Annotated in this window: 11 protein-coding genes; 7 read left to right on the forward strand and 4 right to left on the reverse strand. The window is 59.5% G+C overall.

Annotated features, from left to right (window positions below; translation table 11 throughout):
• Position 1 precedes the first annotated feature (1 nt).
• From ubiB to tdh, 4 genes are all read left to right on the forward strand, one after another.
• Positions 2 to 1,534, forward strand: coding sequence for a 2-polyprenylphenol 6-hydroxylase (ubiB, locus tag RGAI101_RS12950; RefSeq protein WP_008226253.1), 1,533 nt, complete (start codon positions 2 to 4; stop codon positions 1,532 to 1,534).
• 122 nt (positions 1,535 to 1,656) lie between these two features.
• Positions 1,657 to 2,223 (forward strand): helix-turn-helix domain-containing protein, encoded by a 567-nt coding sequence (locus RGAI101_RS12955; protein WP_008229054.1) that lies wholly within the window; start codon positions 1,657 to 1,659, stop codon positions 2,221 to 2,223.
• 101 nt (positions 2,224 to 2,324) lie between these two features.
• A complete protein-coding gene (locus tag RGAI101_RS12960; protein ID WP_008228088.1) occupies positions 2,325 to 3,512 on the forward strand; it encodes a glycine C-acetyltransferase in 1,188 nt (395 codons plus the stop codon).
• A complete protein-coding gene (gene tdh, locus RGAI101_RS12965) occupies positions 3,509 to 4,552 on the forward strand; it encodes an L-threonine 3-dehydrogenase (RefSeq protein ID WP_008225622.1) in 1,044 nt (347 codons plus the stop codon). The genes RGAI101_RS12960 and tdh overlap by 4 nt, the downstream gene beginning before the upstream one ends.
• A 64-nt stretch (positions 4,553 to 4,616) precedes the next feature.
• On the opposite strand, the gene RGAI101_RS12970 is transcribed toward tdh, so the two are convergent.
• The 3 genes from RGAI101_RS12970 to RGAI101_RS12980 form a co-directional block, all read right to left on the reverse strand.
• Positions 4,617 to 5,345 (reverse strand): metallophosphoesterase family protein, encoded by a 729-nt coding sequence (locus tag RGAI101_RS12970; RefSeq protein ID WP_008228982.1) that lies wholly within the window; start codon positions 5,343 to 5,345, stop codon positions 4,617 to 4,619.
• A 273-nt stretch (positions 5,346 to 5,618) separates the two neighbouring features.
• A complete protein-coding gene (gene serA / locus RGAI101_RS12975; protein WP_008225703.1) occupies positions 5,619 to 7,214 on the reverse strand; it encodes a phosphoglycerate dehydrogenase in 1,596 nt (531 codons plus the stop codon).
• Between the two features lie 82 nt (positions 7,215 to 7,296).
• Positions 7,297 to 8,436, reverse strand: a complete 1,140-nt coding sequence (locus RGAI101_RS12980; RefSeq protein WP_008226279.1) for a phosphoserine transaminase — start codon at positions 8,434 to 8,436, stop codon at positions 7,297 to 7,299.
• A gap of 156 nt (positions 8,437 to 8,592) precedes the next feature.
• On the opposite strand from RGAI101_RS12980, the gene serB reads away from it, so the two are divergent.
• Positions 8,593 to 9,468 carry a phosphoserine phosphatase SerB gene (gene serB, locus RGAI101_RS12985; RefSeq protein WP_037229571.1) on the forward strand — a complete coding sequence of 292 codons (876 nt, stop codon included), beginning with the start codon at positions 8,593 to 8,595 and terminating at the stop codon, positions 9,466 to 9,468.
• 75 nt (positions 9,469 to 9,543) lie between these two features.
• On the opposite strand, the gene RGAI101_RS12990 is transcribed toward serB, so the two are convergent.
• A complete protein-coding gene (locus RGAI101_RS12990; protein ID WP_008228212.1) occupies positions 9,544 to 10,524 on the reverse strand; it encodes an asparaginase in 981 nt (326 codons plus the stop codon).
• A 175-nt stretch (positions 10,525 to 10,699) separates the two neighbouring features.
• On the opposite strand from RGAI101_RS12990, the gene RGAI101_RS12995 reads away from it, so the two are divergent.
• Both RGAI101_RS12995 and rlmN read left to right on the forward strand, forming a co-directional pair.
• Positions 10,700 to 11,230 (forward strand): invasion associated locus B family protein, encoded by a 531-nt coding sequence (locus RGAI101_RS12995; RefSeq protein WP_008225732.1) that lies wholly within the window; start codon positions 10,700 to 10,702, stop codon positions 11,228 to 11,230.
• Between the two features lie 209 nt (positions 11,231 to 11,439).
• Positions 11,440 to 12,615, forward strand: a complete 1,176-nt coding sequence (gene rlmN, locus RGAI101_RS13000; protein ID WP_008226745.1) for a 23S rRNA (adenine(2503)-C(2))-methyltransferase RlmN — start codon at positions 11,440 to 11,442, stop codon at positions 12,613 to 12,615.
• The last annotated feature ends 298 nt before the right edge of the window (positions 12,616 to 12,913 follow it).

Here is a 12,913-nt window from a genome sequence, read left to right on the forward strand (position 1 = left end):
AATGCGCGGACCTCACAATATTTGGCGGCTTGTCCGCACCGGTGCCACGCTGGAACGGACGGGCGCGATGAACGTCGTGCTGGACGCCTTCGACGCGACGCCCGCCCTGCGCTTTGTCGCTAAGGCGCTTGGGAAACCGTTCAAGTTTCTGGGCTACGCGGGTGATCCATCGATGCCGCCCGCGACCCGCGCGTTGACGGCCCTTGGCCCCGCATACATCAAGTTCGGTCAGGTCCTGTCGACCCGTCCGGATGTGGTGGGCGACGAACTGGCGGTGCAATTGCGCGTGTTGCAAGACAAGCTGCCCCCATTTTCGATCGAGCAGGCAAAAGCCGAGGTCGAGAAAGAGCTTGGCCTGCCTGTTGATGCGATATTTTCCGACTTCAGCGAACCTGTCGCCGCGGCCTCCATTGCGCAGGTGCACCGCGCCACGATCGCAGAAACCGGCGAAGACGTCGCCGTCAAGGTCCTCCGCCCCGGAATCGAAAAAGCGTTCCGCAAGGATGTCGACGCTTTCTATCTGGCCGCCCGCATGGTCGAACTGTTCTCTCCGGGATCGCGCCGCCTGCGCCCGATGGAGGTGATCGAACATTTCGACGGTGTGGTGCGCGGTGAACTGGATCTGCGGCTCGAATCCTCGGCCGCCTCTGAATTTGCGGCGAACACGAAAGACGATGCCGGGTTTGAATTGCCTGCGATCAAATGGGAATATTCAGCCCGCCGGGTGATGACGCTGGAATGGGCCGACGGCGTGCCCATGGGCGACAATGCGGCGATTGACGCGGCTGGCCACGACCGCGTGGCGCTCGGCGACCGTGTGTTGCAACTGTTCCTGAACCACGCCCTGCGCGACGGATATTTTCACGCAGACATGCATCAGGGAAACCTCAAGGTCGCGCCGAACGGCAATATCATCGCCTATGATTTCGGCATCATGGGCCACATCGACGAATATACCCGCCGCGTCTACGCCGAGATTTTGTTCGGCTTCATCCGCAAGGATTACAAACGGGTCGCCGAGGTGCATTTCGAGGCCGGATATGTTCCCGCAGACAAGGACGTAGATGAATTCGCCCGCGCCTTGCGCGCCGTCGGAGAGCCGATTTTCGGAATGGACGCCACGCGGATCTCGATGGCCCGTCTGCTCACCTATCTGTTCGAGGTAACGGAACGCTTCGGCATGGAAACGCGGACCGAACTGATCTTGCTACAACGGACGATGGTGGTGGTGGAAGGGGTCGCACGGTCCCTCAACCCCCATATCAACATCTGGCAGGTTTCAAGCCCGATCGTGACGGACTATATCTCGAAGTCGATCGGTCCCAAAGCGGTCATTCGTGACCTCACAAGCACAGCGCGCGTCCTTGCGCGCTTCGGCCCGCGCCTGCCCGGCTTGGTCGAATCCGCGCTCCTCCGCCAAAACAACGAGATCAAGATTTCGAGAACGGGATTCAAGCGTTGGATTTTCCTGGCCGCGATTGCGGGTGCCGGTGCTGCGGTCAGCATGATGGCAGCCATTGAATTTCTAACCTGACCCTCTGCTTCTCTGGCTATCAAATATCCTGCGGGGGTCCGGGGGTGCAAAACCCCCGGCGTTGCCGCAAATAGAACCGGCCCCCATTGACAGCGCGCAGGGCGGATGCGCACTTATCCACTATGACGGATGATCCAGACGCTATTTTGAACCAACTGCCCCGCCGCCTCAAGGCAGCACGGGCCGCGCAAGGGCTCAGCCTTGATGCTGTTGCGAAACTCTCCGGCGTGTCCCGCTCCATGGTCAGCCAGATCGAACGTGGTGAAAGCAGCCCCACAATCGCGACCCTCTGGAACCTGACCCGCGCCTTGCAGGTGGATTTCGCAGGGCTTTTGGACGGTGGGCAGCGTCCTGCCGAAATCGAAGTGCTGCGCGCGGGCGAGGTGCCGACGATCCATAATCTGGGCTCCGGCTGCCACATTCGTATTCTGTCCCCCCCGGAAGAAGCCGGGAAGCACGAGGTTTACGAGCTGCTGATCGAACCGGGCGGCAGTCTGGAAAGCCTGCCCCACACACGTGGCGCACGTGAACATCTAACGGTGATCGAAGGCAGCGTTGAGCTGCGCAGCGGTGAATCGTCAAGCACGATCCAGACGGGCGACACAGCGCGGTATCCGGCAGACGTCCCCCATGCGATTTCGGCAAAAGACGGTGCAGTGCGTGCTTTTCTGGTCGTCCAGGATGCCTGACCACCAAATTCCGAGATACAAGAAAAATTCCGCTATCTAGGAAATCCCCTATTTCGGATGGGCGTCCAGTATGTTAGAAGGCTCTTAAAAGGAGCCTCAACATGACCCATGCCTATCTTGACCATATCACGACCATGCTCAGCGAGATCGAAGCAGAGGGCATGATGAAACGCGAGCGGATGATCACCTCGCCCCAAGGCGGGGAGATCACCGTCGGGGGCCGCAAGGTGATCAACCTATGCGCCAACAACTATCTGGGGCTTGCCGATCACCCTGATCTGATCGCGGCAGCACGGGATGCGATGGAGCCCAAAGGGTTCGGCATGGCGTCCGTCCGCTTTATTTGCGGGACACAGGACATCCACCGCGAGCTTGAGCAGAAACTGGCGAAGTTTCTGGGCAAGGACGATTCGATCCTGTTCGCCGCCTGTTTTGACGCCAATGGCGGCCTGTTCGAGCCGCTTTTCGGACCTGACGACGCGATTGTGTCGGACAGTCTGAACCATGCCTCGATCATTGACGGCATCCGCCTGTGCAAAGCCAAGCGGTATCGGTACGCCACGTCCGACATGGCCGATCTGGAAGGGCAGCTGAAGCTTGCCCGCGAAGAAGGCGCGCGGTTCATCATGATCGCGACCGATGGCGTGTTCAGCATGGATGGCACCTTGGCGAATCTGCCGGAAATCGCGGCACTTGCCCAGAAATACGAAGCTTTGGTGATGGTCGACGATTGCCACGCCACCGGTTTCATGGGGCCGAAAGGGGCCGGTACGCCTGCACATTTCGGTGTCGATGTAGACATCCTGACCGGAACCCTTGGTAAGGCCCTTGGCGGTGCGATCGGCGGCTATATCGCCGGGCCGCAGGCGGTGATTGATCTTTTGCGCCAGCGGGCGCGGCCCTACCTGTTCTCGAATTCCTTGCCGCCCTCGATCGTGATGGCGGGCATAAAGGCGTTGGAACTGGTCGAACAAGGCGACGATCTGCGCACGCAACTGTTTGAAAATGCGCGCTATTGGCGCGATGGGCTGACGCAGATGGGTTTCGATCTGCTGCCGGGGGAGCATCCGATTATTCCGGTGATGTTAGGGGATGCCCAGCTTGCGCAGGACATGGCTGCAAAGCTTTTTGAAGAAGGCGTGTTTGTCAGCGGGTTTTTCTATCCGGTGGTCCCAAGGGGGCAGGCCCGGATCAGAACGCAGATGAACGCGGCCCTGACCCGCGCCGAGCTGGACCGTGCCCTTGCGGCGTTCAAGGTGGCGGGCGAAGCCTGTGGTGTGGTGTCATGAGCAACCAGATGAAGGCGCTGTGCAAGTCTGAGCCGCGCGAAGGTCTTTGGATGACCCGCGCACCGGTGCCTGAAATCGGGCCGGATGACGTGCTGATCAAGATCAACAAGACTGGCATCTGCGGGACAGACATCCACATCTGGAACTGGGATGATTGGGCGCAAAAGACGGTGCCCGTGCCGTTGATCACCGGCCATGAATTCGCCGGAGAGATTGTGGAGCTGGGCCGGAACGTGACAGATTTGAGCATCGGTCAGCGGTGCTCTGGCGAGGGGCATTTGATCGGGAAGACGTCGCGGCAATCGCGGTCGGGCAAGTTTCACCTTGATCCTGCCACGCGGGGGATCGGCGTGAATGAACAGGGGGCCTTTGCGCAATATCTGCGCCTGCCCGCCTTCAACGTGGTGCCGTTGCCGGACGAGGTGTCCGACGATATCGGTGCGATCCTTGATCCGTTGGGGAATGCGGTCCACACGGCATTGAGCTTTGATCTGGTCGGTGAAGATGTGTTGATCACGGGCGCAGGGCCGATCGGCATTATGGCAGCAGCGGTCGCGCGCCATGTCGGTGCGCGCCATGTCGCGATCACCGACGTGAACCCCGCGCGTCTGGCGCTGGCTGAAAAGGTGGCCGATGTCGTGCCGGTGAACGTCGCCAAAGAGGATCTGGCCGACGTGATTGCAAGGCTCAAGATGAAACAGGGCTTTGACGTCGGCATGGAGATGTCCGGCAATCAGGCCGCGCTGGATCAGATGGTCGAGGCAATGACCATGGGCGGCCGGATTGCGATGCTGGGCATTCCGCCGGGCAAGTCTGCGGTGGATTGGTCACGCATCGTGTTCAAGGCGATCACGATCAAGGGGGTCTACGGCCGCGAGATTTTCGAGACCTGGTACAAGATGATCGCCATGCTTGAAAATGGTCTGGACGTTTCGGGGATCATCACGCACCGCTTTGGCGCGGATGATTTCGAACAGGGTTTTGCTGCGATGAAATCGGGGTTGTCGGGCAAGGTCGTGCTGGACTGGACCGGGGTTTAGGGGGCCAGCCCCCGTCCCGGCTATGCCGGGACTCCCCCGGGATTTGGTACCATTTGGAATGATGTCAGGGGCGGAGCGGAATCCGCCCTTTGTCCGTGATTACGTGGGCATCCTGACCTTCGAAGACGGCGGCCTGTAGCGGTTTGAAGTAACCGGCACCGGCATCCAGATTGATCCGGTAGCCATGGTGTTCGGGGTAATCGACGGTGGTGTGCCCGTGCACGACGATACGGCCGAAGTCATGGGGTTGGGTCAGCCAGTCGCTGCGAATCCAGATCAGATCGTCTTCGATCTGGTTCTGGAGCGCGATACCTTTGCGCAGGCCGGCATGGACGAAAATCAGATGTTCGGTCGTGTGGATGTTCGGCAGGTTGGCGAGAAAGTCGCGATGCGACTGCGGGACCGCCTGGAGCGCGGCCTTGTGAATTGGACCGACGGGCGCGCCGTCTTGTCCGGTGACGCCGTAAGATAGCAAGGTTTTGTCACCGCCAAGGCGCGGGTTCATCCAGAACAGATCGGCGCGCGTGGCCGGATCGTACACCGTCTGATCGTCCAGAAAGCGGGTAAAGTAGCGGTCATGGTTGCCACGGATCGCCGTCCAGTTGCGCCCGTCAGCAATGCCGGTCATCAGCAGATCGACGACGCCTTTACTGTCGGGGCCACGATCGACGTAATCACCCAGAAACACGATCCGGGCATCCTTGCCGCCGTCGGTTTCGATCAGCCCCAGAACGCGGTGCAGATCCTCGAGCTGGCCGTGGATATCGCCGATGGCGTAGATGGGTGTGGACATGAACGGGCCTTCTGTTTGGTCAGTTACATCTTGGCTGAACCATCTGAAAAGGGAAAGCCCGGCCCGCAGTAATCCCGAAGGACCCAAGGGAATTCTGCTTCCGTAGGAAGAGAAGGTTTGAACTTTACGGGAATGTTCATGGCCCTTATGGCAGGTCTATTTTCACTGTCCCAGGATTGAGGTCCTGCTGCAATATCAGGGCAGGCGGGCCGGGTGCCAAGCAAAAAAAAGCGCCCCACGGTGGAGGCGCTTTTCAGGTTCTGGAGCGTGCTTTTAGGAGACGTCGAATTCAAGCTCTTTGACTTGGGTGAACAGTCCGGTGTCTTGCAGTTGCTTGATGGCTGTCGCTGGCAGTACATCGTCGATATACAGCAACGCGATCGCCTCGCCCTTGGCAACCGAGCGGCCCAAGGTAAAGTTCGCGATGTTCACACCGTTGGCACCAAGTGTCTGGCCCAATGTCCCGATGATGCCGGGGACATCTTCGTTGGTGGTGTACAGCATGTGCGCGCCGATTTCGGCGTCGATGTTGATGCCCTTGATCTGGATAAAACGTGGCTTCCCGTCCGAGAACACGGTGCCCGCGATTGAGCGTTCACGCTTTTCCGTCACGACAGTCACCTTGACATAGCCGTCGAACACGCCGGATTTGTCCTGGTTCGTGGTGCTGATCTGGATGCCTTTTTCACGTGCAACCACAGGTGCGCTGACCATGTTAACATCAGGGTTTGCGCGCTTCATGATCCCTGCAACAACCGCACAGTTCAGCGCGTTCAGGTTCATTTCAGAGACCTGGCCATCGTACAGGATGTTGATCGCCTTGATCGGCTCGTCCGTCATCTGGCCGATGAACGCACCAAGGTGGCCGGACAGTGTGATCCATGGCCCCATGACCTTGGCTTCTTCCGCCGTAACCGACGGCATGTTCAGGGCGTTGGAAACAGCACCTGTCAGCAAGTAATCGGACATCTGTTCTGCGACCTGAAGCGCTACGTTTTCCTGTGCTTCGGTCGTTGCGGCACCAAGGTGCGGCGTGCAGACGACGTTTGGCAGGCCGAACAGCGGGTTCTCGGTTGCGGGCTCTTCCTTGAACACGTCAAAGGCAGCACCGGCGACATGGCCGGATTTCAACGCTTCGGCCAGCGCTTCTTCGTCGACCAGGCCACCGCGGGCACAGTTGATGATACGCACGCCTTTCTTGGTCTTGGCCAGGGCTTCCTTGGACAGGATGTTGGCGGTCTGATCTGTGTAGGGGACGTGCAGCGTGATGAAATCAGCGCGGGCCAGCAATTCGTCAAGCTCGACCTTTTCGACGCCCATCTTCTTGGCCTTTTCTTCGCCCAGGAAGGGATCGTAGGCGACGACTTTCATCTTCAGGCCGCGCGCACGGTCGCACACGATGCCACCGATGTTGCCCGCGCCGATGACGCCAAGGGTCTTGCCGGTCAGTTCAACACCCATGAACTTGGACTTTTCCCATTTGCCAGCGTGGGTCGATGCAGACGCTTCGGGGATCTGGCGCGCAACCGCGAACATCATCGCGATGGCGTGTTCGGCAGTGGTGATCATGTTGCCGAAAGGCGTGTTCATGACGATCACACCTTTTTTCGAGGCGGCGTCCTTGTCGATGTTGTCCGTGCCGATACCTGCGCGGCCAATAACCTTGAGGTTGGTCGCATTCGCGAGGATCGTTTCGGTCACCTTGGTGGCCGAGCGGATTGCAAGGCCGTCGTAGTCGCCGATGATGGCGGCCAGCTTTTCCTTGTCCTTGCCCAGGTTGGGCTGAAAATCGACGTCGATGCCACGGTCTTTGAAGATTTGAACGGCAGCTTCGGACAGGCTGTCGGAAATAAGAACTTTGGGGGCCATGTTGGGCGCTCCTTTTTTGGATAGAAGGGGGGCGTGGGTTGGACACCCACCCTACGGTTGCCGCTGGGTGGGGAACCCGGAATTAAGCGTTGATTTCGGACTCGAAGGCCCAGGCAAGCCACGGCAGCATCGCCTCGATATCCGAGGTTTCAACTGTACCGCCGCACCAGATTCGCAGGCCCGGAGGGGCATCGCGGTAGGCACCAACGTCCAAGGCGACATCTTCGTCGGCAAGGCGCTTGGCAACGGCTTTGGCAAAGGCCGCGCCGTCCGTAATGCGGTCATCTGTGAACTTCAGACACACAGACGTGTTGGACCGTGTCGCAGGATCGGTGGCGAGGAAATCAATCCAGTCGTGGTCTTCTACAAATTTGGCAATCGCGGCGGTATTCGCATCGGCACGGCCGATCAGGCCTTGCAGACCACCGACGGATTTGGCCCAGTCCAGCGCCAGCAGGTAATCTTCGACACACAGCATGGAAGGCGTGTTGATGGTTTCACCCTTGAAGATGCCGTCGATCAGTTTGCCACCTTTGGTAAGGCGGAAAATCTTGGGCAGGGGCCATGCAGGCGTGTAGTTTTCCAACCGCTCTACCGCACGCGGGCTGAGGATCAGCATGCCATGCGCCGCTTCGCCGCCGAGCACTTTCTGCCAGCTGAAGGTGGTCACATCCAGCTTGTCCCAGGGCAGGTCCATCGCAAAAGCGGCAGAGGTCGCGTCGCACAGGGTCAGGCCCTTGCGATCGGCGGGGATCACGTCACCGGTGGGAACGCGCACGCCCGATGTGGTGCCGTTCCAGGTAAAGCAGACGTCGTTGTCATAGTTGAGCGACGCCATATCCACGATCTGGCCGTAGTCGGCAGTGTGGACGGTATGTTCGATTTTCAGCTGTTTGACCGCATCGGTGACCCAGCCAGCGCCGAACGATTCCCAGGCGACCATTTCTGCGGGGCGTTCGCCCAGCATGGTCCACATGGCCATCTCGTAGGCACCTGTGTCGGATGCGGGCACGATGCCGATCTTGTAATCCGCAGGAACGCCGAGAACCTCGCGCGTTGTCTCGATCGCGGCAAGCAGCTTGGCTTTGCCCGGTGCAGCACGGTGGCTGCGGCCCAATGGCGCGCTTGCAAGCTTGGTCAGATCATATGCGGGGGGTTTGGCGCAGGGGCCGGAGGAAAAACGCGGATTAGCCGGCCGCGTGGCCGGAAGTTCAATAGCCATTATGCTACCCTTTCAGATAAGCGCCCTTCGTTGGGGAAGGGTGTCCCACCGCTGCATCTAGAGGTGCACGCGGTCTGGCACAAGCCGGAAAATATCGCTAGAACGCCGCTTGATTGGCTTTTTACGACAGCTCTGACGCGGATCGGAAACTCGACGATGCATAGTGTGACTTTGTTAACCTCGCCTGAAAGACCAAAGCTGGAGGCTGCGTTGGTCGATAGTTTGCGCAATGCATGGGGTGGCGGCGATGCGGTTTGGCTGGCCCCTGACGAGGCCGCGAGTTTTGACATGTCGCGGATGCCCGGCAACCGGTGGGATGTCTGGGCGGAATGTCAGGGCATGGGCGTCGATCTGATCATCGTCCCGTCGGAAGGGCGGCGCAAGAAGATGCTGCTTGCCGATATGGACAGCACCATGATCCAGCAGGAATGTATCGACGAATTGGCAGATGAGGCGGGCGTGGGCGCACGGGTCAAGGATATCACCGCACGGGCGATGAATGGTGAGCTGGATTTCGAGGGAGCCTTGCGCGAACGTGTCGGGCTGCTTGAGGGGTTGGACGAGGCCGTGATCGGGCGGGTGCTGGCGCAGAGGATCACCTTCATGCCGGGGGGCAAGGCCTTGTTGGCGACGATGAAGGCAAACGGGGCCTATGCGGCGCTGGTGTCTGGCGGGTTCACGGCGTTCACGACGTCAGTGGCCGACGCATTGGGGTTTGACGAGAACCGCGCCAACACACTGTTGGCCGAGGGTGGCAAGCTGACCGGGCATGTGACGAACCCGATTTTAGGCAAGCAAGCCAAGGTCGACGCCCTGGAAGACATCACCGCGCGTTTGGGATTGGCCGAGGATGATGTGATCGCGGTGGGGGACGGGGCCAATGATCTTGGCATGTTGCACCGCGCCGGTATGGGGGTTGCGCTGCACGCCAAGCCTGCGGTCGCGGCGGAGTGCGATGTACGGATCAATTTTGGCGATCTGACAGCGCTATTGTTCGTGCAGGGATACGCAAAAGACGAATTCGTAGTCTGAGATCGAGGGGTGCATGGGGCGCTGCCCCATACCCCGGGATTTTGAGCCATTTGGAAAGACTGCGTTGTGCTTTCCTCAGGCGAAGGTGGCAGCGGGTTTGAGCGTTCCCGTGATGATACCCCGGCGGTTTTCGATCGGGGCGTTGCGGTATTTAAGAGCCTGCGGGTGGTTCGGATCAATCGCGCCGAGTTTCACGAGAATCGAGACGATGGCGCATTCGGCGGCGCGTTTCGTGCCACAGGCAGCTTTCAGGGCGACGCCGATTTTTAGCTCGGGCAGGATCGCGATGAAGAACCCTTCGGCCCCGGTTTTCACGGCAACCTTGCCATTCATGGCGCGCATCAGGTTGGTGCAGGCACGGGTTTCGCCCGCGACGAGTTCCGGGTGGAGGCGCATGGCCTGATGCAGGCGCGCTTCGGCAGAGCCGTCGGGGGCGGCAGCGAAATGCGCCATCGCGCGGGCCATGCCGTGCAGCGTCGTCGCGAAGTTCGGGACCGAACAGCCATCGATGCCGTAGCCGGGGGAGGTGAGGCCGGTGATTTGTTCAAAAGCGTCAAGGCAGGCTTTTTGCACGGGATGATCCGGCTTTTCGTAGTCCGGCCCGCCGCCGAGGTGTTTGTTGACCGTCAGAAAGCCCGCGTGTTTGCCAGAGCATTCATGGTGGACCTGGCACGGCTTTTCATGTGCGCAGATCAGAGCGTTGCGGGCTGCGTCGTCGCCGGGTTCGGCCGTGCCGCAGCGAAAATCCTCATCCGTCAGCCCCATCGTTTCAAGCCAGTCGCCGACCAGCCACGTGTGAAGGGCTGCAGCCTGGTGGGATGCGCAGGCCAGCGCCAGATGCTGGGGCTTGAGGCCAAAGGCATCGGCAGCACCCGACCGCAAGAGCGGGAGAGCCTGGATCATCTTGGCAGACGACCGGGGCAGGATGACCGCTTCGGGATCGCCCCATGCATGAAGGATTTGACCCGTGTCATCGCAGACCACCGCATGGCCGGAATGAACGCTTTCCAGGAACGGACCACGCCAAATCTCTGCGAAGGGGGCTGCTGCTGTCATATTTCATCCTATCTGTGGGCGAATTCCTGCCAATCAGGGTTTCGTCGGTCGCCTGTTTCGCGTTAATATGCTTGTTGGCGAAAGAAGAACAGTTCCTATAAAAGAGCGTCTTTCGAAGGGCCGCCAGAGGAACTGTATTTATGTTGAGGTTTATGGCGGCTGGAGGCCTGGGTAAATGATGAATTTTAAGAAGACCGGTTTGATCTTGGCAATGGCAAGTTTCGCCGCCACCGGTGCCTGGGCACAGGCGCAAAGCACGAATCGTGTTGCGGCACAGACCGATTGGAGCGTTTTCGTCGAAGATAATCCGACTGAATGCTGGGGGGTATCGACCCCCAAGAATTCGGTGAACTCCCGGGACGGGCGTGTTGTTGCCGTGAACCGGGGGCAAACCCTTTTGATGGTGTTCTATCGTCCAAGCGCGGGTGCCAAGGGGCAGGTGGCCTTTACCGGTGGCTATCCCTTTGCATCGGGGTCGACCGTCAACATGAACATCAGCGGCGACAGTTACGAACTGTTCACCGACGGTGAATGGGCGTGGCCCGCGTCGGCGGATGATGACAACAAGATCATAACGGCAATGAAGCGCGGTGCAGATGCGGTGCTGACCGCCCGGTCTGGCCGGGGCACGCAAACGAAAGATACGTTTTCCCTGCTGGGTTTCACCGCTGCCGTCGAAGATGCGGCAAAGCGCTGTGGCGGTTAGGGATAGGCGGCGGCCATTGTAGGTTACCTGGACCGTCTGACAGCGCGTTGGCCGGTTTCCGTGATTTCCGGTAAGGCTGAATCGTGCCGGTTCGATGTTCCACGGCGACTGCGATGATTAAAAGGCGCGCTTGTTTATCAGGCTTTCCTTTTGATTCGTGACAGAATGCCTATATAGGGCGATCAAATACCTCACTTCTGGAGAATCCCATGTCTGCGACCGCGCCGATTACCCAAGATGTCATGACCCTCCCGCGCAAGTTGCCGGACGGGCCGATGAACTTGGTTGGCCTGACCCGTGACGCCATGCGCGAGGTGTTGATTGCGCAAGGTACGCCGGAAAAGCAGGCTAAGATGCGGGTCGGCCAGATCTGGCAGTGGATCTATCAGTGGGGCACCCGCGATTTCGCGGAGATGACCAATCTGTCCAAGGCGTTTCGCGCCGAACTGGCCGAGAAGTTCGTGATCGAGGTGCCCGAGGTCGTGACCAAGCAGGTTTCCGAGGATGGCACGCGCAAATATCTGGTGCGCATTGCCGGTGGGCACGAAGTCGAAGTTGTCTATATCCCCGAAGACGGGCGTGGCACATTGTGCGTCAGCTCTCAGGTCGGGTGCACGTTGACATGTTCGTTCTGTCATACGGGCACGCAGAAGCTGGTGCGCAATCTGACAGCGGCCGAGATCATCGGTCAGGTCATGGTGGCGCGGGACGATCTGGACGAATGGCCGGTCCCCGGCACGATCACCGAAGCGCCACGCTTGTTGTCGAACATTGTCCTGATGGGCATGGGCGAACCCTTGTACAACTTCGAAAATGTGCGCGATGCGATGAAGATCGCGATGGACCCCGAAGGCATCCAGCTGTCGCGGCGGCGCATTACATTGTCGACCTCGGGCGTCGTGCCGGAAATTGCGCGGACAGCCGAGGAAATCGGGTGCCAGCTGGCAGTGTCGTTCCACGCCACCACGGACGAGGTGCGGGACAAGCTGGTGCCGATCAACAAGCGCTGGAATATCGCAGAGCTGATCGAGGCGCTGCGCAGCTATCCCAAGGTGAGCAATTCTGAGAGGATCACCTTTGAGTATGTGATGCTGAACGGCGTGAACGACAGCGATGCAGACGCGTACCGGCTGATCGAATTGATCCGCGGTATCCCGGCCAAGATCAACCTGATCCCGTTCAATGAATGGCCCGGCGCGCCTTATACGCGATCGTCGAACAACCGCATCCGGGCGTTTTCCGAGATCATCTACAAGGCGGGCTATGCGTCCCCGGTGCGCAAGCCGCGCGGGGAAGATATCATGGCGGCCTGTGGTCAGTTGAAATCGGCCACAGAGCGGGCGCGCAAGTCCCGCAAGCAGATCGAGGCGGACGCCGGCCTTTAACGCCACTTTAACCACAACGCTGAAGCCTGCGGTGATTTAGGTCACCATGGGTTTCAGAAATTATGCCGCGCGTCCTGCAGGCTATGGCAGGATCGGCGGGCATGACGGACGGCCGGTTGGTCCGGGGCATCCTCATGCGCGAAAGATGCGGAAGACAACGCAGCTTCAGGCATTTGATCAGTAGGGCCAAATTAGGCAGCTACACCGCGAAATGACCCAGTCTTCGCCACAGTTCAGCATAATTTAAGACATCATCGCGCAAGACATTGTTTCCATAAGGATATCAATCTGAAGGAAA

This window comes from Roseobacter sp. GAI101, from assembly GCF_000156335.1.
Taxonomy (GTDB): domain Bacteria; phylum Pseudomonadota; class Alphaproteobacteria; order Rhodobacterales; family Rhodobacteraceae; genus Sulfitobacter.